The 26502-nt window shown below is 37.9% G+C and carries 23 protein-coding genes and 1 pseudogene; 10 read left to right on the forward strand and 14 right to left on the reverse strand.

Annotation, left to right across the window (positions count from 1 at the left end; all coding sequences use genetic code 11):
• Positions 1-280: 280 nt before the first annotated feature.
• From fdrA to V7122_RS14350, 5 genes and pseudogenes are all read left to right on the forward strand, one after another.
• Positions 281-2014 (forward strand): annotated as a pseudogene (gene fdrA / locus V7122_RS14330) (acyl-CoA synthetase FdrA); the annotation flags it as partial.
• The gene (locus tag V7122_RS14335; protein WP_335345160.1) at positions 2000-3289 is read left to right on the forward strand and encodes a DUF1116 domain-containing protein; all 1290 of its coding nucleotides are present in this window, start codon (positions 2000-2002) and stop codon (positions 3287-3289) included. The pseudogene fdrA and the gene V7122_RS14335, both read left to right, overlap by 15 nt.
• A 291-nt stretch (positions 3290-3580) precedes the next feature.
• Positions 3581-6226, forward strand: coding sequence for an ATP-binding protein (locus V7122_RS14340; protein WP_335345109.1), 2646 nt, complete (start codon positions 3581-3583; stop codon positions 6224-6226).
• Position 6227: 1 nt separating this feature from the next.
• A complete protein-coding gene (locus V7122_RS14345; protein ID WP_335345108.1) occupies positions 6228-6941 on the forward strand; it encodes a response regulator transcription factor in 714 nt (237 codons plus the stop codon).
• Positions 6942-7124: 183 nt separating this feature from the next.
• On the forward strand, positions 7125-8378 hold the full coding sequence (locus V7122_RS14350) for an MFS transporter (RefSeq protein ID WP_335345107.1): 1254 nt from the start codon (positions 7125-7127) through the stop codon (positions 8376-8378).
• Between the two features lie 65 nt (positions 8379-8443).
• Here V7122_RS14350 and V7122_RS14355 read toward each other — a convergent pair whose 3' ends face one another.
• The 8 genes from V7122_RS14355 to V7122_RS14390 all read right to left on the reverse strand — a co-directional run bounded on the left by V7122_RS14355 (position 8444) and on the right by V7122_RS14390 (position 17283).
• Complete coding sequence (locus V7122_RS14355; RefSeq protein WP_335345106.1) at positions 8444-9631, reverse strand: MFS transporter; 1188 nt, start codon at positions 9629-9631, stop codon at positions 8444-8446.
• A gap of 219 nt (positions 9632-9850) precedes the next feature.
• A complete protein-coding gene (locus tag V7122_RS14360; RefSeq protein WP_335527333.1) occupies positions 9851-10468 on the reverse strand; it encodes a DedA family protein in 618 nt (205 codons plus the stop codon).
• 185 nt (positions 10469-10653) lie between these two features.
• The gene (locus V7122_RS14365) at positions 10654-11355 is read right to left on the reverse strand and encodes an ABC transporter ATP-binding protein (protein WP_335345104.1); all 702 of its coding nucleotides are present in this window, start codon (positions 11353-11355) and stop codon (positions 10654-10656) included.
• A gap of 11 nt (positions 11356-11366) precedes the next feature.
• Positions 11367-12143, reverse strand: coding sequence for an ABC transporter ATP-binding protein (locus V7122_RS14370; protein ID WP_335345103.1), 777 nt, complete (start codon positions 12141-12143; stop codon positions 11367-11369).
• Between the two features lie 4 nt (positions 12144-12147).
• Complete coding sequence (locus tag V7122_RS14375) at positions 12148-13440, reverse strand: branched-chain amino acid ABC transporter permease (protein WP_335527334.1); 1293 nt, start codon at positions 13438-13440, stop codon at positions 12148-12150.
• Between the two features lie 9 nt (positions 13441-13449).
• Positions 13450-14436: a branched-chain amino acid ABC transporter permease gene (locus tag V7122_RS14380; RefSeq protein ID WP_335345101.1), complete on the reverse strand. Its 987-nt coding sequence runs from the start codon at positions 14434-14436 to the stop codon at positions 13450-13452.
• Positions 14437-14643: 207 nt separating this feature from the next.
• Positions 14644-15846 (reverse strand): branched-chain amino acid ABC transporter substrate-binding protein, encoded by a 1203-nt coding sequence (locus tag V7122_RS14385; RefSeq protein ID WP_335345100.1) that lies wholly within the window; start codon positions 15844-15846, stop codon positions 14644-14646.
• Positions 15847-16083: 237 nt separating this feature from the next.
• Positions 16084-17283 (reverse strand): MFS transporter, encoded by a 1200-nt coding sequence (locus tag V7122_RS14390; protein ID WP_335345099.1) that lies wholly within the window; start codon positions 17281-17283, stop codon positions 16084-16086.
• Positions 17284-17635: 352 nt separating this feature from the next.
• On the opposite strand from V7122_RS14390, the gene V7122_RS14395 reads away from it, so the two are divergent.
• The 5 genes from V7122_RS14395 (at position 17636) to V7122_RS14415 (ending at position 23146) form a co-directional block, all read left to right on the forward strand.
• Positions 17636-19486, forward strand: coding sequence for an LTA synthase family protein (locus V7122_RS14395; RefSeq protein WP_335353571.1), 1851 nt, complete (start codon positions 17636-17638; stop codon positions 19484-19486).
• Positions 19487-19785: 299 nt separating this feature from the next.
• Complete coding sequence (locus V7122_RS14400) at positions 19786-20571, forward strand: transporter substrate-binding domain-containing protein (protein ID WP_335527335.1); 786 nt, start codon at positions 19786-19788, stop codon at positions 20569-20571.
• A gap of 69 nt (positions 20572-20640) precedes the next feature.
• Positions 20641-21285, forward strand: coding sequence for an amino acid ABC transporter permease (locus tag V7122_RS14405; protein WP_335345096.1), 645 nt, complete (start codon positions 20641-20643; stop codon positions 21283-21285).
• Positions 21282-22010 (forward strand): amino acid ABC transporter ATP-binding protein, encoded by a 729-nt coding sequence (locus tag V7122_RS14410; RefSeq protein WP_335345095.1) that lies wholly within the window; start codon positions 21282-21284, stop codon positions 22008-22010. The genes V7122_RS14405 and V7122_RS14410 overlap by 4 nt, the downstream gene beginning before the upstream one ends.
• A gap of 212 nt (positions 22011-22222) precedes the next feature.
• The gene (locus tag V7122_RS14415) at positions 22223-23146 is read left to right on the forward strand and encodes a cation diffusion facilitator family transporter (protein WP_335527338.1); all 924 of its coding nucleotides are present in this window, start codon (positions 22223-22225) and stop codon (positions 23144-23146) included.
• Here the strand turns inward: V7122_RS14415 and V7122_RS14420 are convergent.
• The 6 genes from V7122_RS14420 to V7122_RS14445 all read right to left on the reverse strand — a co-directional run.
• Positions 23143-23439: an ArsR/SmtB family transcription factor gene (locus V7122_RS14420; RefSeq protein WP_191969124.1), complete on the reverse strand. Its 297-nt coding sequence runs from the start codon at positions 23437-23439 to the stop codon at positions 23143-23145. The two genes, V7122_RS14415 and V7122_RS14420, sit on opposite strands and share 4 nt — an antisense overlap.
• Before the next feature lie 123 nt (positions 23440-23562).
• Complete coding sequence (locus tag V7122_RS14425) at positions 23563-24246, reverse strand: hypothetical protein (protein WP_335345093.1); 684 nt, start codon at positions 24244-24246, stop codon at positions 23563-23565.
• Positions 24243-24983, reverse strand: coding sequence for a hypothetical protein (locus V7122_RS14430; protein WP_335345092.1), 741 nt, complete (start codon positions 24981-24983; stop codon positions 24243-24245). The genes V7122_RS14425 and V7122_RS14430 overlap by 4 nt, the downstream gene beginning before the upstream one ends.
• Positions 24964-25866, reverse strand: coding sequence for an ABC transporter ATP-binding protein (locus V7122_RS14435; RefSeq protein ID WP_335345091.1), 903 nt, complete (start codon positions 25864-25866; stop codon positions 24964-24966). The genes V7122_RS14430 and V7122_RS14435 overlap by 20 nt, the downstream gene beginning before the upstream one ends.
• Positions 25863-26246, reverse strand: a complete 384-nt coding sequence (locus tag V7122_RS14440; protein WP_335345090.1) for a GntR family transcriptional regulator — start codon at positions 26244-26246, stop codon at positions 25863-25865. The genes V7122_RS14435 and V7122_RS14440 overlap by 4 nt, the downstream gene beginning before the upstream one ends.
• A gap of 74 nt (positions 26247-26320) precedes the next feature.
• Positions 26321-26502 (reverse strand): hypothetical protein (locus V7122_RS14445; RefSeq protein ID WP_335527340.1); only part of this gene is annotated, 182 nt, incomplete at its 5' end.

Below are 26502 nucleotides of genomic sequence, written 5' to 3' on the forward strand. Positions count from 1 at the left end.
GCTTTTACTCAATGAATACTAATAGGAAAGCAATTTGTGGAGTTTTGGCAAATAAAAAAACGAAATCTAAACTACTAAGATAGTTTACTATTTGCCATTCAAAGAAAACCCGCTAATAAATGAGATTTTTATGTTTTTTTAATGTAATCGCTTACTATTTTATTCGAATGTAATGGTTGTTAGGCTACGATAAATTAGAAGAGATAGGATTGGCTTAGTTGGGATAGTCAAAAAGAATTCTCAAGTCTGGCCAACAAAAATCATATAGAGGTGATTACGAGTGCTTCACACAATTATTCAAAAGAATTCGTATCAAGATTCTATTAACTTAATGCTGCTCACGAATGCTGTGGCAACAACAGAGGGAGTTAACAAAGTTCAAATCATGATGGCAACCCCTTCTAACAAAGATATTTTTAAGGATGCAGGCTTGTATACAGATGAATTAGGCGCTGCTGAATCAAACGATATGGCCGTTGTTGTTGATACAGATGATGAAAGCAAAGTTGCTGAAGTTCTTGAAAAGGTAGAAGAATACTTAAAAAATCAAGCAATCAGCGGAAAAAGCCAGCAGTTTGAAACGGTTCGTACTTGGGATAAAGCCCTTAAGTCAGCCCCTGATGCTAATCTGGCACTTATTTCTGTACCTGGTCAGTATGCGGCGGAAGAAGCTGACAAGGCATTAGATTCAGGTCTTCACGTATTCCTATTCAGTGATAACGTTCCTGTGGAGGAAGAGGTTAGACTTAAGCAAAAGGCGCATGACAAGGGACTTATTGTTATGGGTCCTGACTGTGGAACAGGTATTTTAGACGGGATTCCACTAGCATTTGCTAACGTTGTAAGCAAAGGGCGAATTGGAATTGTTGGTGCATCTGGAACAGGTATTCAAGAGGTATCTACAATTATCGATCGTCTTGGTGAAGGTGTTAGCCATGCAATCGGAACAGGCGGACGCGACCTTAAAGATTCAATTGGTGCCATTACGATGATGGATGGAATTAAAGCATTAGAAAGTCATAAGCAAACAGACATTATTGTTGTTATTTCTAAGCCGCCAGCAAAAGAAGTACGCAACAAGGTAGTTGAATTGCTGCACAGCTTATCTAAGCCAGTTGTAACGATTTTCATTGGAGAAAAGCCAACAAAGCATGAAGGCAATGTTTATCAAGCTTATACACTTGCAGAAACTGCAAAAATTGCTGTTGACCTTGTAAGAGGAAATCCAATTAAAGAAGAATATAATGCTGGCGACTATAAAGTGGCTGATGTTTCATTAACACCTGCACAAACTTCAATTAAAGGACTTTTCTCAGGCGGAACAATGGCTTCTGAGGCAGCCGTTTTAATTTCAGATGCACTTGGACTTGGCACTGAAATCAAGAATGAAGAGGGCTATGTTTTAAGACAAGATGGCCACGAAGTAGTTGACCTTGGTGATGACAAATATACACAAGGTAAACCGCATCCAATGATTGACCCTGAAACACGTGCTAAATTTATTGAAAAAGCTGCACAAGATGAGAAGACAGCTGTTATCCTGCTTGATTTCGTACTTGGCTACGGTTCTCATGAGGATATGGCTACTGCATTGCTTCCTTCTATTCAAAAGGCAGTGGCACATGCGAAAGAAAATGGCCGCAACCTGTATGTAGTTGCATCCGTTTGCGGAACATTAAACGATCCACAGGATTATAACGGCCACAAAATGCGTCTTGCAGATGCTGGAATTATTGTTAAGGATAATAATAATGAAGCAGTCCGTACGGCTTTAAGTATTGTTGGCCTTGAAGTAAATGATGTGAAAAAAGCGCATGAAGAATCAGCATCCTCAGCAAAGGATTTTGATTTAACAACTTCAGAACAAATTTCCAAGCTCGTAAATAATAAGCCAACCATCATCAATGTTGGATTAAAGAGCTTTACTGATGCATTAGTTGCAAATGGCGCTTCTGTCGTTCAATATGACTGGAGACCAATTGCAGGCGGAAATGAAAAAATGAGAAAAATTCTTGCTCAGTTAAACACCCAACACAATTCAATGGACGAAGCAAACAAAGCCGTAATAGAAAAAATCTCTGGAGCAGCTCCTTTTCTAGTTGATGTAGTCCCCGCAAAGGAAAAAATTAAAGAATTAAATGAAGGCAAAGTCCTTCTTCATGCTGGACCGCCAATTAAATGGGATGATATGACTGGTCCAATGCAAGGATCTTGTATTGGTGCTGCTTTATTTGAAGGCTGGGCTAGTTCTGACGAAGAAGCTATCCAAATGCTTGCTAATGGGGAAGTTACATTTATTCCTTGCCATCATGTAAACGCTGTAGGTCCAATGGGCGGTATTACTTCTGCAAACATGCCTGTCTTTGTTGTGGAAAACCGTTTAGATGGAAACGAAGCATACTGTATCATGAACGAAGGTATTGGTAAAGTTCTTCGTTTCGGTGCTTATTCTGATGAAGTGATCAATCGTTTAAAATGGATGCAAAATGTGTTAGGACCGACTATTTCTAGAGCATTAAAGCTTACAGAAGATGGTTTAAATCTGAACGTTATGATTGCAAAAGCCATTACAATGGGTGATGAATTCCACCAGCGTAATATTGCTGCGTCCCTTATTTTCCTTAAAGAAATCAGCCCATATATTGTACAATTAGATATAGAGGGTAAGGATCTGAAAGATGTAATTAAGTTCTTAGCTGATACTGATCAATTCTTCCTAAATATTGCTATGGCAACTAGCAAAGCTGTCATGGATGGAGCTAGACAAATCCAGGAAGGTACAGTTGTTACAGCTATGTGCCGGAATGGTAAAGACTTCGGTATTCGTATTAGCGGTATGGGTGATGAGTGGTTTACAGCTCCTGTTAACACTCCTCAAGGTCTGTTCTTTACTGGATACTCACAAGATGATGCTAACCCAGATATTGGTGATAGTGCCATCACCGAAACATTCGGTGTAGGTGGTATGGCTATGATCGCCGCTCCTGGTGTAACTCGTTTCGTTGGAGCAGGTGGTTTTAATGATGCCCTTACCACAAGTAATGAAATGATGGAAATCTGTATTGATCAAAACAGCAACTTCACGATCCCGACATGGGATTTCCAAGGAGCATGTCTTGGAATTGATGCACGTAAAGTCGTAGAAACTGGCATTGAACCAGTAATTAACACAGGTATCGCTCATAAAAATGCCGGTGTAGGACAAGTTGGTGCCGGAACAGTGCGTGCTCCAAAAGAATGTTTCGAAAAAGCACTTGAAGCATACGCAATTAAATTAGGCCTTGTCTAATATAATCAAATAACAAATTTATTTGAATGGAGGAATATGAAAAGAATATTCCTCTATTCCTTGTAAACAATAAGGTTGGAGCTATACAAAAGAATTTTTTATAACCGTATGAACATCCTTATGGGAAATCATTTGTTTTTTATTGGAACCGTAAAAAGCGGCAAGCTTCTGGTCAGTATTCATATTCATTGCGAAGCCGTTCAAAGTGTATTAACATGGTGTCTGTTTATGCTTATTATAAAGCATGGGCAGATACCATTTTTACTAACCTCTTTCGAAAGGAAAGAAACCATGAAAAAACCCCGTTCCTTTAAAAAAGAACTTATTTCTTCCTTCTTAACTATAACTTTTTTCTCGATTGCGTTACTTGGAGTATTCCAGGTTTATCAGTTGTATTCATTAATTAATGAAAATCAAAAAAGTCAGGCACAAACGACTAATTATTTATCTGATTATATTCGAAACTATGTATTAGAACATAAAAGAGCCATTCAAACAGAGTCACTTACTATCCAAGAAAAGTTTATGAATCAAGATGTGGAAGGTATTCAAATCCAGCTTAAAAATATAAAAGAAAACTATCCTGGATTCGTTAATATGTATGTTGGAAATATTAAGGGACAGTCCATCGTTTTCTATCCCGAAGTATTCACAGATGGAGTAGAGAGAGAGAATCATAACTTCAGTGACCGATCCTACTATAAGGAATTATTAAAAACGAAGGACGCTGTCATCTCTCCCGTCTTCCATGGCCGGGGCGGAACAGACACTCTATTAGTGACGATCGTTTCTCCGATCAAGAATGACAACGGAGACATGATCGGCTATGTGCTTGGAGCATTAGATTTGAACGCATTAGGTGAACATATAAAAAAACGCACCTTTGGAGAAGGCGGCCAAGCTGTTGTGATTGACCAGGATAAAAATGTGATTGTTCATCCAACCATTGATACGAGAAGAGAGCTCGTCAATTTTTCAGGGTCAGAGGTTACACAGTATATCGAAGAACAGCGTAATGATGAGGGCAGCAGTTTTTTTAATATTGAAAATCAGCAGGAGGAATTTTACATTACGTATGTGAAGATCCCCCCTCTTAATTGGACTGTTTGGATAGAAAAACCGACTGATGCGATTATGAAAACGTATAAAAATGCCATTATGATGATAGTAGTCTTTCTGCTTATTACAGTCATTCTGATGATTGGCGTCAGCCTGCTCTTAACAAATCGGCTGGAACGAACGATTCATCAATTGCTGAATTACATTAAAGATTACACGATTGGCATCAATAAGAAGCATCGAATAACAAAGAAGATTAAGGGACCCAAGGAAATGGAAGAGTTGTTTTATTATTTTAATAACATGATTCAAGAGGTAGAAAGAAATAAAAAAGGCTTAATGGAACTAAATAAAGAGCTTGAAGGCAGAGTGCAGGAAAGGACGGCTGTCCTAGAGCATAAAAACTCAGAATTAAAAGCAGTAAATAAATTGATTACCTCCGTTTCTTCTAATAAGGACTTGGCCCATTTTATTCAGCACTGTTTGAAAGAAATTGAAGCGTTTATGGACTATTCTATTCATATATTCTTTCTAGATTTAGCTGTTACAAACAATTCCATTCGTACAAACCAAAATTTACTGCAGTATCTCAGTGAAAATATGATTGGAGATCAGCAGTATTTGGAGCCAATACAAATAGAACAAAAAAATAAAGGATATCTAATTGTCGACATGACCAGCGATAAATCAATTAAGGCCAGTGATCAAGAATTTCTTCATACGTTTGCCAGTTCATTATCCGTTATGCTGCAAAACAAGTTTTTATTTGAACAAATTCGCAATAAGCATGCGATACTTGAGGCTGTCTTGGAAAGTATGTCAGAAGGATTAATGCTATTGAATAATCAAAAAGAAGTGGAGTATGTAAATGAATTTTTCTTGAACGTTGTGGCAAATGATGAAGACGTTGACGATGAAATTGAGTATGAGTTTGAGTACCGTAACGGATTAGTAAGCATAGATGATGTATATAAACGCTTTATTACTCTTTTTGATGTGGATAAAGAAGATTTGTCCGCATTCTTCGCGAACGAAAGAGGAGAACTTAAATTAGAGGAAAAGAATAAATCAAAGAAGCCAAAATATTATTTGCTTCATAAATTCTCTGTTATGCTAGATGAAAACATTATCGGTGAAGGCTTAGTTTTACGAGATATTACAGAGGAAGAGGAAATTGATACATTAAAAAACAATTTAATCTCGCTGACTTCTCATGAATTTAAAACACCGATAACAAATATTAAAGGCAGTGTAGAAACGCTTCTTCGTTCTGAGGTTGAATGGGAGCCTGAATTCCAGCAGGAGCTTTTAGAAGGCGTTCACGAGGATATTGAACGGATCTTACATTTAGTTAATGACTGGATGGATATCTCTAAGATTGAATCAGGAACTATGTATGTGGAACGAAACATGATTCGTGCGGACCATGTTATTGAACAATCGATAGAACAAATACCTTTATCACTTAAAGCAGAGGCTAGTTTGAAGTTTAATAACAAACTGCGGGACGGCTTCACCTTCTACGCAGATAAAATACGCGTTCAGCAAGTACTAGTCAATTTATTTACGAACGCCCTTCGTTACAACGATTCCATTGAAAAGAAAATCGATATTACGCTAGAGATTGAAAATAATTATATTAAAATTACGGTTTCTGATAATGGGATCGGTATATCAGAGGATCATTTAACAAAGATTTTCAATCGCTTCTATCAAGTAGATGTTACAGCAACACGAAGAACAGGCGGTACGGGCTTAGGTCTTTCCATCTGTTTAGGGATTATGGAAGCTCATGATGGAAAAATTGAGGTGAAGAGTGAGCTTAATAAAGGAAGTACCTTTATTCTATATTTCCCGATCATGAGAGGAGGAGAATGAATTGAAGGGCCAAAAGATTTGTATTGTAGATGACGAACCAAAAATATTGCGATTTGTTTCTGCCAACTTAAAATCCATTGGTTATGAAGTAACAACGGTCAATTCAGGTGAAGAGTTATTTGAAAGATTCGACCTTATTTCACCTGATTTAATACTGCTTGATATTATGATGCCTGGACAGGATGGCTTCGATGTGCTTGAAAAACTTCGCAAGTTCTCGGATGTTCCTGTCATTATGCTGACAGCTAGAAGCAATCCACATGATAAAGTGCACGGTTTGAATGTTGGTGCAGATGACTACTTAACAAAGCCTTTCTCATTAGATGAGCTTTTTGCCAGGGTTAATGCTGTTTTGAGAAGAAGTCAATCAAGCTATGCTGAGCCTGGATTGGCAAAAACTCCGATTATTCGAACGGGAGATTTAGCACTCGATCTTGGCAGCAAGCGATGCTGGATTAATAATGAAGAGTTTAAGCTTACTCAAACTGAGTATTCAGTTATGGAAATATTAGCGCTTAATTTAGATAAAGTTGTCCAGCATGAAACCTTATTATCAGAAGTTTGGGGTCCGCAATACCGAGATGATGTAGAATATTTGCGTGTCAGTATCGCAAGAATACGCCGAAAGATCAAAGATCTTTTGCACAGTAAAGAAGAATATATTGTAACGTATCCCGGTCTTGGATATATGCTCAGAAGCGTACCGAAAATTTAATGTTTTTGTTACCCGTATTGCTAGATGCAATATGGGTATTTTTTTTGAATTTAATCTTTTTGTAATGTTAACCTTACCTTTTTTATTCGTCTGCAACGCAAGATGACTTATAGTGAGATTGTAGTTATTAATACCTTTCCTTACTGCCAGCATATAAAAATAATCAAATGGGAGGAAGACAAAATGGCAAAGGTTTTGGAGCAAAATGAGCCCGCTGGAAAAGGCGGAATCCCATATTGGGTCAAAATTGTAACCGTATTCTTTTTAGGTTGGGTCGCACTATATGCTACTCGTACAATTCTGAACCCGATCATGGGCGACATTCAAAGTGAGTTTGGTTTAAGTAATTCACAGCTTGGTTTAATTATGAGTATTTTCTTCTTAGGATATGCAGGACTTAACATTCCTTCAGGTATTCTAGGGGATAAAATCGGGAAAAAGCGAGTGCTTGTACCAGGGGTTATTCTATTCGGTGTTTTTGCCGCAGTAACTGGTATGATGCCAACATTCTTCCTATTTATGACATCTTGGATAATGGTAGGTATTTTCCAAGGCTTCTTCTATGGTCCATCTTACGGTCTATCATCTGAAGCGATACCTCCACACCGTATTACATTAGGTAGCGCGATCATTAACAGCGGAATGGCTTTCGGTACCTCTATTGGTTACTATATTTCAAGTTATTCTGTTCATGAGTTTGGAATGAGCTGGAGATCACCATTCTTCATCATCGCTATTCCTGTCGTTCTAATCGGATTAGCTATGTGGTGGGTAATAAAAGAAAAGCCAAAATCGAAAGCAGAGAAAGCTGCAGAAAATAATGGCGAAAAGCTTAAAATTGGAGAGTTATTTAAGAATCGAAATTTAATTGCAGCTTATATCACGATTTTCAGTGCCATCTATGCATTCTTCGTAGTTATTACTTGGATTCCTTTCTACTTAGAGCAGGAGCGCGGCATTACCGGCGGAAGTGTTGCATTCGTATCATCCCTTGTTCCTTGGGCTGCGATTCCAGGCTCCATTTTATTCAGCTGGATTGCAGACAAAATGGGTAAACGTAAGCCTGTTCTTTTAGTCATGATGCCATTATCCATCATTGCACTAGTATCCATTGTTTTCTTCGATAGTATGGCAGTATTATATGCCGCTTTAATTGGATATGGTATTTTCGGTAAAATCAGTACAAACCCTGTTTTAGTTGCGGTTATCGCTGATAATGCGCCAAAAAATGCTTATAGTACATCATTTGGTGTTTATAACTTTATCGGTATGTGTGGTTCTATCCTAGCACCTTACATTACCGGATTCCTTACAGACGTTACAGGAAGCTTAAACACAGGATTCTATTTCGCTGGTGCTTTGCTCCTTGTTGGTACAATTGCCGTCTGTTTCATTGATGAAAACAACCGACCAAACGTTGAAGGTGCAACTAAATAATAAAATAAAGCAAAAATCCCGAGTCTTTATAGAGATTCGGGATTTATTATTATGTTCACATTGCTCTATTTTCTATTTAGCTCGGGCTTATAAAAAATTGTTTTACTAGATTTTATTGCATATATTCTATATAAAACAAAGGCTATGAGTGATAAAACAGCCCCAGATATGTATGGAAGTCCTGCTTGGATCGAGAATAGCCAGCCTCCTAATGGTGGGCCAATAATTCTGCCAAGCGAATCAAAGGAAGATAGCAGTCCTGTTGAGCTTCCATGACCTGCCATCGACCTTTTCGTAATTAAAGCTGATACAGTAGGACGAATTACACCATTTCCAACCCCAAAAATCGTTAAAAACAGAGCAGCAGTTGCAAAGCTATCAACTAGCAAAATACAGGCGAACCCAATGGCTGAAACGATAATTCCGCCTTGAATAACAGTTCCCTCACCAAACTTCTTCGTTAATCGCCCTATGAGCCCTCCTTGAACAACGGCACTTGCAAGTCCCATAATCATAAAGATATAACCTAATTGTACGGTTCCTAATCCAGCCTTTTTCGCAGCGAAATAAGCAAATGTTGCTTCCAAGCCAGAGAGCGATAAGGAAATAAATAGCTGGAGCATAAATAAAATGGATACCGAGCCTTTGAATGCACTCCATATCGAAGCTTTTTTCTGTGTTTGATTAAGTTTGGATTCCTCGGTTAAAGACTCTTTTAATATGAATAAAACGAGGATAAGCGTTAATGCCGATGTTGTACCTGCTATGTAGAAGGGCATCGTTAAGCTTATTTTTGAGAACATACCGCCGATAGCCGGTCCGAAAATAAAGCCTAAACCCGTAGCGGCACCTATAATCCCCATGCCCTTCCCGCGATTCTCCTCTGACGTTATATCAGCAACATATGCCATAACTGTTGGCATATTAGCAGAAGATAACATTCCTCCTATAATTCTTGCAGCAAACAGCATCCAAAGCTGACTTGAAAATGCCGTTAAAAAAAACGAAAGCGACAATCCGGCGATCCCGATTGCAATGACTGGTTTCCGCCCAATTCGATCTGATATTCTCCCCCACACTGGCGCAAAAAGCAGCTGCATTAAGGAATACACAGCCATTAACCAGCCTAGCTGGGCTGGACTTGCCCCGATTTCTTCTGCATAAAAAGGGATGACAGGGATAATAATTCCGAAGCCTACCATTACTAGAAACATAACTAAAAATAAAATAGGCAATGCTTTTTTAGTTTCCAATGAAAATCTGTCCTCTCAGAAAAACTTTTAATTCTATAATTTTATTGTATTATTTTGTGGTATTATTTTCTATCCTAATACATTGTATACCCTGATTCAAATTACATTAAGAAAATGCTCTATTTTTAATAATTGTCGCTATCAATTTATTAATTAAATTGAAACTCCCATCCAAATGAAAAAGAGCAACCGCCCTCCTAATCCAACTTAGGCAGTTACTCAACTTTTTCTATAAATTTTTCGCTTTTTAATATACCAAACAATAACCAAGACAAATAATATAACGATTAGTGTATAAACGACAGTCGAGAACTTATCCATAATTTCTACAATATACTCCCAATTAGATCCAACCGCGGCTCCTAAATTAACTAAAACTGTATTCCAAATGAGTGTTCCTATAGTTGTAAAAAGTAAAAATAACCAAAAGTTCATATTGGACATTCCAGCTGGGATAGAAATTAAACTCCTAATAAGAGGAATTAATCGACAAAACAGGACAGTCCAAATTCCATATTTATCAAACCAAGCATCTGCACGATAAATATCATCTTTTGTCAAACGCAAAAAACGTCCATACCGATCAATGATTCTTTCTAATCTCTTTACATCCATTAATAAACCAAGACCATACAATATAACAGCTCCCATGACAGAGCCTAATGTTGCTGAGATAATAACACCTGTGACACTTAGATTCATGCTATTTGTCAAATATCCCCCAAAGGTAAGAATAACTTCTGAAGGAATGGGAGGAAAAATATTTTCAACGGCAATTAGTAAAAATACTCCCCAATACCCAAATTGCTCTATTAAATCTTGAATCCAGGATTCCATAAAATCCTCCATTTTCTTAAACTTATAGCTAGCTTTGTTCCTTACTCATACCTAGTGATAGTATCATTTTTTTTCTAAAATAAAAACCAATATGGAATAATACCTCTCAATAGTTTTCAGAACAACAAAAAAACGCTTGGATAGAAAGTATCTAAGCGTTAGATTAATATGAGATTTAGGCTATCTTATGCTAAATATGCTTCACGGACTTCTTCATTCTTAAGCAGCTCATTGCCGTCTCCTTGAAGTTTAATTTCTCCTGTTTGAATCACATAACCTCTATGGGCAATTTGCAGAGCTTGATAAGCATTTTGTTCAACCAGTAAGATGGTTATGCCTTCTTGATTTAGTTCTTTGATGATTTCAAAAATTTGTTCCACAATGATTGGCGCAAGCCCCATTGAAGGCTCGTCTAGCATTAATAAATCAGGTTCCATCATAAGGGCTCGTCCGATGGCAAGCATTTGCTGTTCCCCTCCGCTCATCGTACCGCCCTTTTGCTCAAAACGATCTTTCAACTTAGGAAAATATTGAAAAACCCTTTCCATTCTTTGATCAATTACACTCTTATTTTTTACAGAAAAGGCTCCCATTAATAAGTTTTCCTTGACCGACAGTTTTGGAAAAATCTTCCGGCCTTCTGGCACATGTGCTATCCCCAACAAAGTCGTTTCATGGGCAGGCTTATTTGATATTTCTGATCCGTTATAGACAATGTTACCATTCGTTACTTTCGCTAGGCCGCTAATGGATTTTAAAGTGGTTGATTTTCCTGCTCCATTACTGCCGATAAGAGTAACAATTTCACCTTTATCCACTGCAACATCTATCCCTTTTAAGGCCTGTATCCCGCCATAGTAGGTTTCAACATTTTTTATTTGAAGCATGTTTTATCCCCCTATCCAACCTGAACAGCCCCAGTTCCTAAGTATGCTTCGATAACCTTAGGATTGTTTCGAATGTCTTCAGGCTTTCCTTCTGCAATTTTTTCGCCATGGTCCAGTACAACGATATGTTCAGAAATCTTCATGACCAGCTTCATATCATGCTCAATTAAAATAATAGTCAGATTGAATTCTTCTCTCATTCTTTTGATAAGCTGAGTAAGTTCGTTTGTTTCTTTTGGATTCATACCTGCAGCAGGCTCATCTAGTAATAAGACCTTTGGATCCGCAGCAAGAGCTCTTGCAATTTCTAGCCTTCTTTGAGCACCATAGCTTAGATTGCTTGCTTTCTCATTTAAAAGGGGAGCAAGTCCTACATATTCCAATAATTGATACGCTTTTATTTCAGATGCTCTTTCTTCTTTGCGAATGGCTGGAAGATTGAATAAAATCCCCATAAGTCCTGCTTTTAAATGTGTATGCATGCCTACAAGAACATTTTCGAGAACTGACATTTCATTAAACAAACGGATATTTTGAAAGGTTCTTGATATTCCTTTTTTTGATACCTCATCCGGTTTTAAACCGTTTATTTTTTCATTTTCAAGCAAAATACTGCCGGATGTTGGCTGGTACACACCTGTAATCATATTAAAAAATGTTGTTTTTCCTGCCCCGTTCGGTCCAATCACCGCTGTAATTGAGCTTTTTTCCACCTTCATCGATACATCTTGATTAGCAGTAAGGCCGCCAAATTGCTTTGTTAAATTTTGGACCTCTAAAATAGACATGCATCTACACCTCCTTCGCATTGAGCTTCTCATTTTCAGGTAAAATTCCTAAAGCAGCTTGACTGCTTCCCTCTTGTAAAACCTTTTCATCATAGACACGATTTTTTGCCGGCAAAAGTCCCTTTGGCCTATATAAAGCAAACAAGATTAATAGCAAACCAAATATTAATCTTTGCATTTTAGCCGGTGAAAGGGCATCTGGGATTGAAATTGCCCCTGACAAGCTTAACTGATTCAACCAATTTGTTATTTCAGTTAATACTTGAAGGTTCAGAATCGTCATCACAGCCGCACCTAGAATAACACCTGGGACACTGCCCATCCCGCCTAAGAGTACCATAACTAAAATCGTAATCGACTCGAGAAGAGTAAAGCTTGTAGGATCGACAAAGGCTTGTTTTGCAGCAAATACGACACCCATCATCCCTGAGAAGGAGGCACCGATTGCAAAAGCCATTAGTTTTGTCCGCACTAAAGGAACACCCATCGCTTGAGCAGCAATTTCATTTTCTCTGACCGCTTTCCATGAACGGCCAATTTTTGAATGCTCGAAACGACGGACCGTAAAAATGGTAAATAACAGGAGTACGAGTACAATGTAATAAAAATGACTTGGAAAAAGAAAATCTATTCCAAACAATCGAGGCGGGGTAACAGAAGGAATTCCCATTGCACCGTTTGTAATATTAAGCGGGCGGTCAAGGTTATTAAAAATAATTCTAATAATCTCGCCAAACCCTAATGTAACGATTGCTAAATAATCCCCTTTTACCCGAAGAACCGGAATTCCGAGTAAAATTCCAAACAACGCTGCAACTAAACAGCCCAAAATAATAAAGATCCAAAAGCTTTCTCCTGAAAGTGGAAACGTACCAAACGGCATAAAATTCGAAGCTTGGGCTGTAGCAAAAATCCCATATGTGTATGCTCCAACAGCAAAGAAGGCGACAAATCCCAAGTCAAGAAGACCAGCCATTCCAACGACAATATTTAATCCGAGAGCCATTGCTATATAGATTCCAACAAGTGTAGCAACTTCCATATAGGATTGATAGGCATCTCCTTGACTTGCTGTGAACGGGAGTAGAAACACAAGAACAATTCCCGCAATCAGCCATTTCGTCAGATTTTTGAAATTTGTAAAATATAGCAATAACAAGGAAGATAATAATAGCAGGAATGCAGTAACTGACCTTTGTGCCATAAATAAACTTAATGAAGAAACTCCGATGTAAATTAAAAGAAAAATTCCATGTGCCATTTTGTTTTGTTTATATTTATCCCATAGAGTTTTCATTCTTCCCACCTACACTTTCTCAGCGACCGGTTTGCCAAGTAGACCCTCCGGCTTAAAAAGTAACACGATGATCAAGATGGCAAAGGCAAAGACATCTTTGTATTCGGCACCGAATAATCCACCGGTTAATAGTGTTAAATTGGCAGATGCAAACATTTCCATTACTCCGAGCAACAGCCCCCCTAGCATAGCACCACGAATATTTCCGATGCCGCCTAATACTGCTGCTGTAAATGCCTTTAACCCTAGAATAAACCCAATATACGGATCGATTGTTCCGTATTGTACGGCAAATAGTACCCCCGTTGCTCCACCTAGAGCAGACCCAACAAAAAAGGTGATTGAAATGACCTTATTCACATTGACTGACATTAAGGAAGCAGTTTCACGATCTTGAGCTACAGCCCTCATAGCCATTCCCCATTTTGTTCGATTAACAAAGAAGTCAAGACCAATCATCATAATTATGGCCGTTACAAGCACAATAACAAATGATGTTTTAATAGATGCATCGTTAAAAATAGAGCTAATGGAAGAAGCTTTAATTGAAATTTGATTTGTAAAAAGACTTGGTCCCGTTACGATAAAGTTTCCTTTTTTCAATTCAGCTATGAATCTCACAATATCTTGTAATAAAAACGAAATACCAATTGCAGTGATAAGGGGGATTAATCTAGGTGCTTTTCGTAACGGTCGATACGCTACTCGTTCAATCCCCATCCCTATAAAGCCAGTTAGGATAGCTGTTAATAAAAGTACCGTAATCAGCATAACAATTGCAGGCACCGCTGAAACCCACCCTATTCCTGTCAAAACGATGAGAATCGCTGTACCGATAAAAGCACCTGTCATAAAGATCTCACCGTGAGCAAAATTGATTAATTCTAATATCCCATAAACCATCGTGTACCCTAAAGCAATTACAGCATACACAGCTCCTAAGGTCAGACCGTCAATTAAAACTTGAGGGATTGTTTGCAATAATTCAGTCAGCATACGTTACCTCCTCTTTCAAATGTAGAAAATAGAAAAGCGTAAGCGCCTTGGTCACCCCCGACAAGCACAAGACGATCCTCACGGAATGGTGTACTTTACCTTTCTGGGAGGATTGGCTTGTGACCTCGAGGGGGTAGGCGCTGGAGGCTAGACAAAGAAGGGTATTTTCCCAATAGAATGGGTTATACCCCTTTCAGCCAATGAATCTTATTTATTTATTTCACCTACAGCTTGTGGCGGATAGCTAACTTCTGCAAATTGATAAATAAATACTTTAGCAAAATCATTGTCTCCTATATCGTCAAAGCTAACTTTTGTCAGAACACCTTGATAGTCCTTCACGGCGCGAACGGCATCTCTTACTTGTTCACGTGTTGGCAATTTGTTGTCATTTGCTTTTATCGAATCTTCAATCGCTTTTAAAACTAGCCCCATTGTGTCATAACCGTAAACTGAGTAGGATTCCGTATTTTTATTAAATGTGGCTTTGTATTTTTCTATGAATTTTTTACCTTCTTCAGTTTTAGTAGAATCCCCTGCTAAAGCAGTGATGTACGTATTTTTAACGGCATCTCCAGCAATTTCAACAAGAGTAGAAGAATCCAGTCCATCTCCCCCTAAAAACGGAACATCGATGCCTTTTTCGCGGGATTGTTTAATTAACAGACCTGCTTCTGAATAGATTCCTCCGAAGAATACTAAATCTGGCTTCTTGGAAAGAATTTGGTTAACAACACCATTGAAGTCTTTTTCTCCGACTGTAATCCCTTCAAACCCAAGAATTTCAGCACCTTTTTCTTCCGCTGCTTTCTTGAAAGCTTCTGCTAGACCAGTACCATATGCTGTTTTATCTTGAACAACAAAGATTTTCTTTGCATTTAATGTGTTAACTGCGAATTCAGCGCCTGCTGGACCTTGAAAGTCATCACGAGCGACGATTCGGTTGACAGTTTTTAATCCTCTATCCGTAACATCTGTTGCTGAGTTAGCAGGAGAAACCATCGGGATCGCATATTTTTCATATACTTCTGATGAAGGAATCGCCACACCTGAGTTAAAGTGACCGACAACAGCGAGGATCGATTTATCTGAACCAATTAATTGTGCATTGGCCACGCCTTTTTTTGGATCCGCTTGGTCATCATAAGGAACAAGCTGCAACTCAAAACCCAATTCTTTAAATTTGGCCTTTTCTTCGTCTAATTTAAGCTGTGCACCTAATTTAATAGCTTCCCCTATCGTTGCACTTCCACCTGAGAGCGGAGTCTGTGTAGCAATTTTTATAACGGCCGAATCCTTTTGCTCACCTGAACCTGAGCTTCCTGTTTCTGTTTTTTCAGCACAGCCAGCTAATATACCTGCTATTAAACCTCCAGTTAACAATAGTGCCAAAGACTTTTTAAACTTCATACTGACCCTCCTATTTTCTTCTTTTTGAAATACAAGCCTTCTCCCTATATATATTTCTTAGAAGTAAAAGTAGGACTATTTAGTATAATATTTTTCGAATACTCAGTCCCCAATGCATGTCATAGTACCTACTCATTTTTATATCATTTACCTTTATACCCTTTTGGAAAAAATAGAAAAAAAGCCCAAGTTGCGAACAATGCCGCCTCTTTGGCTTTTTTTCTTAGTTAGTATTAATTATGTTAATTCAATTTGGCGTGTTTCCCTGCCAAGAAAAACAAGGGTAATAACACCAATAATGATGCTCACACAAAATATGCCGAATATGAAGCCAATTGAATAGCCTGCAGCAACAAGTGAACCCACAAGCAGCGGTCCAAGTATTCCTCCCACCCGGCCGATGGATGCGGCCATTCCAGAGCCAGTGCCGCGAATGACAGCCGGATATTGTTCCGGAGTATAGGCGTACAATGCACCCCACGCTCCTAGGTTAAAGAATGACAATAAAATTCCCGCTGTTATAAGAACGGCTGTCGTTTCAGCGTTGCCGAAAACAAGAGCTGAACCGGCTGTGCCAAGTAAATAGACAGCAAGCACAAATTTCCGTCCTACACGTTCAATAAGCCATGCTGCTGTAAAGTAACCCGGCAGCTGAGCGAGTGTCATGATCAAAACATATTCAAAGCTTTGAATCATGTTAAAACCCTTCATGACCATGACACTTGGAAGCCATAGGAACATGCCATAGTATGAAAAAACGACTGTAAACCAGACAGTCCATAACACCAAGGTGGAGCGGGCATATTTTTTAGACCAGACATCGCGAACGTTTTGTCTAACCGTCCGTTTTTCCACTTTTTTTGGTGAAAATGCTGGAGAATCCGGCAGATTTAAACGCAAGTAAATGGCATAAAAGGCAGGAAGTGCACCGAGAATAAGTGCGATTTGCCAACCAAATGAAGGAATAACAAAATATGAAATAATAGCAGCAAGCAACCAGCCAAACGCCCAAAAACTTTCAAGCAGAACGACAACCCGCCCACGATCTTTAGCTGATACACTTTCCGAAACGAGTGTTGAGGCGACAGGCAATTCTCCTCCAAGCCCCATCCCAACGAAAAAGCGTAAAATTAGAAATGCTGCAAGTGTTGTTGTGAATGCTGAAAATCCGCTTGCAAGTGAAAACATGAGCAAAGTAATGATAAAAATATTCTTTCTACCAATACGGTCAGCCCACAAACCAAAAACTAACGCACCTACAGCCATCCCAATTGAATTAACACTTCCAATCCAGCCCATTTGAGCTGGTGTCAAGCCCCATTCAGTTTTAAGTGCTACGATAATAAATGAAAGCATACCGACATCCATTGCATCGAACATCCATCCTAGCCCTGCAATGCCTAGTAGCTTTCTCTGTGAAATTGTTTTCTCTGCCATGTTGTTCTCCCCCTGTCTTGACAGTTGTCATTACCAGATTACTATAGAAGGATTTCATAAAAAAAACAAGTACTTTTTCATTAATTATTATTTTTTCTATATTTTTCTAAGTTAAACCAAATAGTAAAAAAATCTTTAACACACAAATAATAATGGTTTGGTTATCGAATAGATTCCATTTTATATGGTGATAAATTGTTAAGTCACAGAGGGACAGAAAAAAAAGTTTCCAAAAACTTCAAGGAACTTCTCCTACATAATTTAATTACAATCTCATATATATTGTTTGCAAGACTTGATGTTTGTTTGGTAAAGTTTAGGATGATCAATACGTCAAGAGGTGCCTTCTCCAATGAATAAGTTTCGGCTTGCAGAAGTAAAAAATGTACTATGCCATCCATTTACCTTGATCATGCTTGTTCTTTTTTTAAAAATTACAGCTTTTCAAATTGTTATTTTTGATAACAAATCCATTTTCCACATTCTGTTAATAGAGTTTCCAATGTGGGCACTTGGCTTAACCATCTTCATTCTTTTAAGTAAAAAACGAAAATGGCTAACGATCTGGCTTTATAATCTTGGCTTATCTGTCCTTTTTATCGTTGTTGTTTTCTACACAAGATATTTTTCAACAGTCCCTTCCTATTATGATGTAAAACAAATCTACCAATCAAACTCTGTCAAAGGGACAGTTGCTTTGCTTGGGACTCCTTATGATTTCTTATTTTTCTTAGATGTAGCATTGATTCTTCCGCTAATCTGGTATTTTACAAAATCAAATAGACGAAACAATTTCTTAAATGCAAAAAGATGGGCGATCGGATTAAGCTGTTTAGGATTCGCTACTACCGTTCTTGCCTTTTTCTATCCTTTAGTGGATGTATCCTATTTCGCCAAAAAGCATGGATATATTCAATCCCAATTTGTGCAATTGTATGAACGCGGGTTTGGCACAGCCTTTGCTCAAAATGAACACTTATCAGATGAGGAGTTAGCGAAATTAAAAGGCAATGTGTATGTGCCTTTTACTGAGCATCGAACTTATGGCATTGCAAAGGATCGTCATGTATTTGTGATTCAAGTAGAATCCTTACAGGAATTCACTATTAATCAAACGATTGAGGGACAGGAAATAACGCCGCATCTAAATGACCTCTTGAAGGATAGTGCTTATTTCAATAATGTGTATCAGCAAATTGGCGCTGGCAACACATCGGATGCAGAGTGGCTTATGCATACATCCCTTTATCCAGAGGGCATGGATCCAACTGTAAATGTCATTGATGGCAATAAGATCCCCTCACTAGTCCGCACGTTGAAAAAACATGGTTATGGAACGGCTACCTATCATGCGGATGATATTACTTATTGGAGCCGTGATAAATTATATCCTGCACTTGGTTTTGACTATGTATATACAAACAGTGAAATCCCGAACGAGAAACTAATTGGCTTCGGCCCAGCCGATGAAATATTATTTAACTTTGTCGTGTCACAATTACCAGACCAGCTGGAATCACAGGAAAAAATGTATTCAAATATCATCACCCTTACAAGTCATACCCCTTTCGAAATGCCAGCTGAAATGGAATATCTTAATTTGCCCGAAGAATTTAATGGGACATATGTCGGAAACTATTTACAATCAGTACGCTATACGGATGAACAAATCGGATTGTTTATCCAAAAACTAAAGGATCTTGAGATTTATGAGGATTCGATTTTGTTAATATACGGAGACCATTCAGGATTACACGGAGCACCCGTAACAGAAAAGGACCAGGAGTTGTTAAAGGAAACGCTAGGTCATCGCTATAATCTCCATGACCGCTTTACTGTACCTGTTCTTTTCACCGCGCCGGATATTTTTATGGGGGAAACTTACTCTAGACTTGGCGGTCAAATAGACCTCATGCCAACCCTTCTAAACCTTCTTGGAATTGAGCATGATAGGCAAATGATCGGCCATAATCTTTTTCAATACGAAAATAACCTTATTGGGATGCGTTACTATATGCCCGGCGGATCGTTTATCAGCAATAACATACTGTATACTGCACCAAGTGCTAAGCACCCTGCTTCGTTATATGATCGAAAAACCATGAAGAAATCCAAGAACACAAAAGAATTGCAAAAAAAGATTAATAACACCTTGCAAATTCTTCAGTATTCGGACTATATACGAAAAGAGCCATTAAAGTAAACTTAAGATAAATCAGGACCAAATCTATTTTTGATTCGGTCCTGATTTTTTTGTAATAATTATTTAAACGGCTGCAGCACCCTTAACCTTCTTTATATTATGAAAATAATAATATTATTAAATGAATTTATTAAAAGCATCAATAAAACATCCAAAAATAAACTATTTTGGAATAAGAATTTTTTTAAATGCGAAATACTATTTTTTGTTGAATTTAGTATGCGTTTTTAATGTTTTATGATATATTTGTTAAATATTCGTAAAACATCAATAATCAGAATATAGGGAGTGATTGGAAAATGAAGGAATTCAGTTTATTTAGTTTATTTGTTATCCTTAGCCTTCTACTTGCTGCTTGTGGCACAGATAAAAGTGAAGGAAAGTCAGGAGAAGGTTCATCTAGTGATGATTCTAAAGTATATAAAGTTGGAATTGATACTACTTATCCTCCTTTTGAATTTGAAGAAGGCGGAGAATACAAAGGAATTGATATTGAAATAATCAATGCTATTGCAGAAAGCCAAGGAATTAAAATTGATTTAAATCCAATGGATTTCGGCGGAATCATTCCAGCTATGCAAGCTAACCAGCTTGATATTGCCATTGCAGGTATGAGTATTACAGAAGAGAGAAAGAAAATTGTTGATTTCTCAGAACCATACTTTGATGCTGGTATTACATTAGTCGTTAAAAAGGACAATAGCGATATTACAACTTTAGATGACCTTAAAGGCAAAACAGTAGCTGTAAAAAAAGGAACTTCAGGTGCACTATTTGCACAAGAAAATGCTGATAGCAAAGGCTTTAAAGTCGTTCAATTTAATGACAGCCCAGCTATGTTCCAAGAAGTAGCAAACGGAAATGCTGATGCTCTTATTGAAGATTATCCAGTTATCGCTTATGCAATCGCTCAAAAAGACCTTGGATTACAAATTGCTGGTGACCGCTTAAATAACGACCAATACGGTATTGCTGTATTAAAAGGCAAAAATCAAGAAGTTCTAGAAAAGATCAACAAAGGTCTTGCTGAACTTAAGGAAAATGGAAAATATGATGAAATTCTAAAAACTTACCTTGGTGAGTAATAATTCTAGGAAACAAACATAAAAGCGCGCCCTCAAGCGCGCTTTCTTTTGAAAGGAGATGACTTCAAGATGGAGACAATTTTATCTGTTCTTCCTTATTTATTAAAGGGACTGCAAGTAACTGCCTATATTTTTATCATTGCAATCATTCTTGGCTTTTTAATTGGACTTGTTATGGCATTATTTAGACTTTCCCCGTTTAAGATTCTTAATATTATTGCAAAGATATTTGTCGATGCGATCCGCGGAACACCGTTTATTGTTCAATTATTTTTTATATACTTTGGATTAAATACATTAGGCTTTATTTCATTGAACAATACAACAGCAGGGATTATTACGGTTGCTATTAATGCTGGTGCTTACTTTTCAGAAATCATCCGTGCAGGAATACAATCTATTGATAAAGGTCAGACCGAAGCGGCAAGATCTATTGGGTTAACAGGATCTCAGTCTATGCGTTATATTGTACTTCCTCAGGCTTTTAGAAGAATGCTTCCCACCATTACGAATCAATCAATTATTAGTTTAAAGGATACCTCCCTACTTTCAATCATTGGAATTGCAGATTTAACACAGCAAGGCCAGATTCAATCCGCAGCTACTTTTGATGCATTTAACATATGGCTTGCCGTTGGTGTCATTTATTTTATTGTTATTTATTTAATTTCCTTGCTTGCTAGCTTCCTAGAAAGGAGATTTGAATTACGATGAGTATTATACAAATAAAAAATCTAAAAAAGTCATTTGGCCAGTTAGAAGTATTAAAAGATATTAACGCTGATATTAAAGAAAAAGAAGTAGTTTGCGTAATTGGACCTTCTGGCTCTGGAAAAAGCACCTTTTTACGGTGCATGAATCGTCTTGAAGATATTACGGGCGGTCAGGTCATCATTAACGGACATGACATTACAGATTCAAAAATAAATATAAACAAGGTCAGACAAGAGGTTGGAATGGTTTTCCAACAATTTAATCTATTCCCTCACAAAACAGTCATGGAGAACATCACACTTGGCCCGATAAAGATTCACGGAACAACAAAAGAGGCTGCTCAGAAAATTGCACTTGATCTTCTAGATAAGGTTGGGCTTGAAGATAAGGCCAATAGCTATCCAGGGGAATTATCTGGCGGTCAGAAGCAGCGTGTTGCCATCGCTAGAGCTTTAGCTATGAATCCAAAAATCATGCTATTTGATGAGCCGACATCTGCACTTGACCCTGAAATGGTCGGTGATGTGTTGGAGGTAATGAAGCAGCTGGCTAAAGAGGGAATGACCATGGTAGTTGTAACACATGAAATGGGATTTGCCCGTGAAGTAGGTGACCGGGTTATCTTCATGGACGGCGGTTATATCGTGGAAGAAAATGAACCAAATGAGTTATTTGGGAACCCTCAGCATGAACGTACGAAGGCATTTTTAAGTAAGGTATTGTAAAATTAATGTTCAATATTAATTCAACTTTTTTCTTTTTAATAATAACAAGGCTGCCCCCATTTCGTATCTTGAGGGGGCAGCTCTTTTTATCCTTTCAAAAATTTTTGAATAAATCATTTTCATTTTTCCAAATATAATAGTTGAAACATTTTAAGTCCTTTGTCATACTATATATGATTATATATTCATATATGAAAATAGGAGGTTTTACTATGGGTCACCACCATGGTAATGCTCATGGACATAACCACTCTCATGGAAGCATTGAAAATAAAAAAGCGTTATTTATAGCCTTTCTCTTAATAGCTGCATTCATGGTTGTTGAGGTAATTGGCGGGATTATGACAAATAGCTTGGCACTTCTTTCCGATGCAGGCCATATGCTTAGTGATGCAGCGGCATTGGGCTTGAGTCTATTTGCCATTAAACTTGGAGAAAAAAAGGCTTCAGCTTCAAAGACTTTTGGCTATAAAAGGTTTGAAATCATTGCTGCTGCATTAAATGGAATTACACTCATTCTTATTTCACTTTATATTTTTTATGAAGCCTACCACCGCTTTTTCAATCCCCCTGAAGTTCAAAGTGTCGGAATGTTGATTGTTTCTTCCATTGGATTATTAGTCAATATTCTTGCAGCTTGGATTTTAATGCGGGGGGATAAAGAGGAGAATTTAAATGTCCGAAGTGCCTTTCTTCATGTAATTGGAGATATGCTTGGATCGGTAGGCGCCATCATTGCCGCACTGCTAATGATGTTCTTCGGATGGGGAATAGCTGACCCGATTGCCAGCGTCATTGTAGCCGGTCTCATCATCGTAAGCGGCTGGGGGGTAACGAAGGAATCCTTGCACATTTTGATGGAAGGCTCCCCCGTTCACATTGAGATTGAGAAGGTCAAGACAGCTCTTCATAAAATTCCTTTCGTCAATACGGTTCATGATATTCATATTTGGTCGATTACATCTGGAATGCCGATGTTAAGCTGCCACCTTGTCATTGAAAATGATGGGATCCATGATGTCATTTTGCACCATGCCCAATCCATTCTCCACGATGACTTTGGGATTGAGCATAGTACCATTCAGGTTGAAAAAATAGAATTCGGCTGCCCGAATCATCATGGAAGCTGTAATTAATGATGGTTCGCATGTTCAATTGTTTGTTTTAATATATCCATCACATGATCATCATCACAAGAATAAAAAAGGGACGTACCTTCTCGTCTAAATTTGACTAAGCGTAAATTTTTCAGGAAACGAAGCTGGTGTGATACGGTTGATTGGAGCAATGATAGACTTTCAGCAATTTCATTTACCGAATGCTCCCCTTCAAATAATAAATGCAGGATCCGGATTCGAGTCGGATCTGATAAGGCTTTAAAGGTTTGAGATACAATAAAAAGAGTCTCCTCATCAAGCTCCTTTGACATATAAGGCTGTTTTTCCTGTTCCAAAGTTTTCATCCTCCCTGAGGCTGTTCTATAAGGTGCCTGGCTCCACGATAAACATCATCATGAATCGTGGTGCCTGGCATCTTTGCTTTAGGACAGCCCCTATTCATTAACATATTGAAAATCTGCAATTTCGCTTTGCAATTGAAGTGATTTAGGAATAATTAAATATACAGCTAATACTCCATCTCCAATGACATCATTAATTGGATGTTGACCGGTAAATTGATTAATCGTAAATTCTTTTCTGGCTACAGAAATATTTATTATTTGATGGTTAGGATAGTTTATATTTAGTCTATCATCGTTTAACCCGAAATTAACAGGGGGTATTTTATTCGAAAAATCAAATCCGCCCACAATCAAACCATCCGTATAAACACGAGCTTCGATTACACCATCATCATCGTCTTTTCGCTCCACATAAATACGGTCAGCATACCCCGTTATTTCAATATTAAGTGTGTTTTTTGCATAATCATAAGTCTTTGCATGAATTAATTGCCTGCCCTCTAATTGATCAACATTCCCTTCATGTAAAGAATTGTAGAAATGATCTCTTGCCCAATCTTCATTCCAATTTTCCTTCGCCTCCCGACTAGCAGCACGGTCTTGCGGCAATAACGCCAGATAAAATCCAGAAATCAGGAGCACACCAACATATATCATTAGCAGCCAATGCGTAACCTTTACAGTAATAAACTTTCTCTTTGCATTTAAGCTAGTAACAATCATAACCAGGATAATAAATGCAGCAAACAGCAATAAGGTTCCCATGATATTCATCGTCTAACCTCCATCCGATTTAGGATTCCAATGGATCCAATGAAAAATAAGGCAGACGTAACGGTCATTTTTATAATGAACAATCCGATGGATGATTCCTGAAGGTAGACTTGAAAAATATTTACTAAAAATGGCTCCCTATTCATGAAACCATCAAGGAACATCAATCCTATAATCAGGACAGGGATTAAAACAACAAACAGCTTGCTTATTTGTACGAGTGACCCAATAAAATAGCCAATTGCGCTGATACAGAACAAATATAGAATCGTTGCGACAACACCAAGAAGAAATTCTGCAGTTGTTATCGGCATGTTATTAAACTGTTCACCAAAGAAAATATACCTTACAACTAAAGGTAAGCTTCTAGCTAACATCGCCGTAATTCCGCCGAGGATGCTTGCTGAAAATAGAAAGATGATATTGGCTAAGCTGCTGCTCAGACGATTAGTTACGAACGTAAAATCAAAATGACGATGGGGCTTCGTTGTAATCGTAATACCGGTAACTAAAGCCCAAATCATTGTGAAAGCAATGACAACATCTGCAGATAAATAATTAACACTTAAAACCATGCGATCTGATGAAGAATGAAATGAATGGGCCCCACCCATTGAAAACAGCATAGCTAGCAGCTGAATTCCGACAAGGGCACTAAATGAATCGATATTCGCCTTTAGCTTGAACAGATATTGCCTTTTTACAATATCCGTTAAATTAACGGCCCTTAAAGACATCGTCAATTCCCCCCTTCGTTTCGTTCGTTAAGTAGACACATAGATCACTAGGAGCAACAGCAGTAACCTCCACTCCTGCAAGTTTCGCTTTCTGCAATTCGGTCTCTAAGAAATCATTTCTCACAATCGCGTACAGTGTGTTTCCTCCAATCAGCTTTTCATAAACAATCTCACGGTCCTTAATCAACTCTTGAATCACGATTGTTTCCCCTTTTAAACCGATGCTCCATTCCTTTAGTTCTTCCATCGGCATATGCAAATGATTTCTTCCATCCTTAATCAAAAGAACATCCTCCAACAAATCTTCAATCTCATCTAAATGATGGCTAGAGATGATAATGCTCCTTGGATGTGCAAGATAGTCCTTAAGCAAGGCACGATAGAAATCCTTCCTGACCGCTGCATCCATTCCTGTTGTAGGTTCGTCAAAGATCGTTAATGATGGACGGGCTGCTAAACCAACAATGGCATTGAATGTACTAGTCTTCCCTTTTGAAAGGCGATTGTGATAATGCTTTGGGTCAAGGGAAAAATAATTAATCAGGCGTTTGGCCAATTCCATATCCCAATTTGGATAGAATCTGCTCGCCTCCTCTAATAATTCATAGAGCTGAAGGGCTGGAGGAAAGTTCATCTGGTCATCTACAAATATGGAATTCACTGAGACATTTAAACTGTTAAAAGGGCGTTCCGAAAAAACCTCAATGTCTCCCGATGTTTCTTTAATGAAACCAGCAATTATTTTAAGTAAAGTCGTTTTGCCGACTCCATTTCGGCCAATTAATCCAGTGATTGTATTTTCTTCAATTGTAAAAGAGAGATTATTTAAAACCTTTCTCCGAAAATAGGTCTTCGTCAAGCCCTTGCACTCTATCACCTTCATTGCTCACCCTCCCCAGATTGTGCATCCTTTATCATTTCAATTAATTCTGTTTCACTAATATGCAAGCGATTTGCCTCTAACACAATTTCCTGCACTAACCGCTTCAATGTTTGATTTTTTCGTTTATTCATGATCTGTTCTTTTGCATTCATTGTGACAAACATGCCCAGCCCCCTTTTTTTGTAGAGGATGGCTTCATCAACTAAAAGATTAAGTCCCTTTGCAGCAGTTGCCGGATTGATGGTATACATTTCAGCTAATTGATATTGGGAATAGACTTTATCATCTTTTTTAAAATGTCCATTCATAATCTCCGTTTCAATCCATTCCGCAATTTGTATATAAATAGGCTTTGTTCCGTCTGTATTAAGAATCGTCACCGCCTCCTCACATATAGTACATTACTGTTGTAATGTACTATATAATAAATTGGAAAATAAATCAAGTTTAGGAGCTAAAAGGGGAAAAGAGCGGAGTAAAATATATAGAAGCTTTTCATTGCCCGTAAGTTTCTGCATGACCCTTTTGGAGTTAATGAATAGTCCTTTCTTTTACCGCAGGATTCCTTTTTTTCCTTCTTCGGTAAATGAGCAGCTCTTTCTTTTACCGCGGAGCTTCTTTTTTTCCTTCTTCGGT

Source organism: Bacillus sp. JJ1532 (assembly GCF_036965085.1).
Lineage (GTDB): Bacteria > Bacillota > Bacilli > Bacillales > Cytobacillaceae > Cytobacillus.

What these genes read in the sequence shown, in the direction of transcription:
- V7122_RS14335 (WP_335345160.1), top strand. Translation starts at nt 2,000, where the DNA reads ATGAGAAAAATTCTTGCTCAGTTAAACACCCAACACAATTCAATGGAC.
- V7122_RS14340 (WP_335345109.1), top strand. Translation starts at nt 3,581, where the DNA reads ATGAAAAAACCCCGTTCCTTTAAAAAAGAACTTATTTCTTCCTTCTTA.
- V7122_RS14350 (WP_335345107.1), top strand. Translation starts at nt 7,125, where the DNA reads ATGGCAAAGGTTTTGGAGCAAAATGAGCCCGCTGGAAAAGGCGGAATC.
- V7122_RS14360 (WP_335527333.1), bottom strand. Translation starts at nt 10,468, where the DNA reads ATGGAATCCTGGATTCAAGATTTAATAGAGCAATTTGGGTATTGGGGA.
- V7122_RS14365 (WP_335345104.1), bottom strand. Translation starts at nt 11,355, where the DNA reads ATGCTTCAAATAAAAAATGTTGAAACCTACTATGGCGGGATACAGGCC.
- V7122_RS14370 (WP_335345103.1), bottom strand. Translation starts at nt 12,143, where the DNA reads ATGTCTATTTTAGAGGTCCAAAATTTAACAAAGCAATTTGGCGGCCTT.
- V7122_RS14375 (WP_335527334.1), bottom strand. Translation starts at nt 13,440, where the DNA reads ATGAAAACTCTATGGGATAAATATAAACAAAACAAAATGGCACATGGA.
- V7122_RS14380 (WP_335345101.1), bottom strand. Translation starts at nt 14,436, where the DNA reads ATGCTGACTGAATTATTGCAAACAATCCCTCAAGTTTTAATTGACGGT.
- V7122_RS14385 (WP_335345100.1), bottom strand. Translation starts at nt 15,846, where the DNA reads ATGAAGTTTAAAAAGTCTTTGGCACTATTGTTAACTGGAGGTTTAATA.
- V7122_RS14390 (WP_335345099.1), bottom strand. Translation starts at nt 17,283, where the DNA reads ATGGCAGAGAAAACAATTTCACAGAGAAAGCTACTAGGCATTGCAGGG.
- V7122_RS14395 (WP_335353571.1), top strand. Translation starts at nt 17,636, where the DNA reads ATGAATAAGTTTCGGCTTGCAGAAGTAAAAAATGTACTATGCCATCCA.
- V7122_RS14400 (WP_335527335.1), top strand. Translation starts at nt 19,786, where the DNA reads ATGAAGGAATTCAGTTTATTTAGTTTATTTGTTATCCTTAGCCTTCTA.
- V7122_RS14405 (WP_335345096.1), top strand. Translation starts at nt 20,641, where the DNA reads ATGGAGACAATTTTATCTGTTCTTCCTTATTTATTAAAGGGACTGCAA.
- V7122_RS14410 (WP_335345095.1), top strand. Translation starts at nt 21,282, where the DNA reads ATGAGTATTATACAAATAAAAAATCTAAAAAAGTCATTTGGCCAGTTA.
- V7122_RS14415 (WP_335527338.1), top strand. Translation starts at nt 22,223, where the DNA reads ATGGGTCACCACCATGGTAATGCTCATGGACATAACCACTCTCATGGA.
- V7122_RS14420 (WP_191969124.1), bottom strand. Translation starts at nt 23,439, where the DNA reads ATGTCAAAGGAGCTTGATGAGGAGACTCTTTTTATTGTATCTCAAACC.
- V7122_RS14425 (WP_335345093.1), bottom strand. Translation starts at nt 24,246, where the DNA reads ATGAATATCATGGGAACCTTATTGCTGTTTGCTGCATTTATTATCCTG.
- V7122_RS14430 (WP_335345092.1), bottom strand. Translation starts at nt 24,983, where the DNA reads ATGTCTTTAAGGGCCGTTAATTTAACGGATATTGTAAAAAGGCAATAT.
- V7122_RS14435 (WP_335345091.1), bottom strand. Translation starts at nt 25,866, where the DNA reads ATGAAGGTGATAGAGTGCAAGGGCTTGACGAAGACCTATTTTCGGAGA.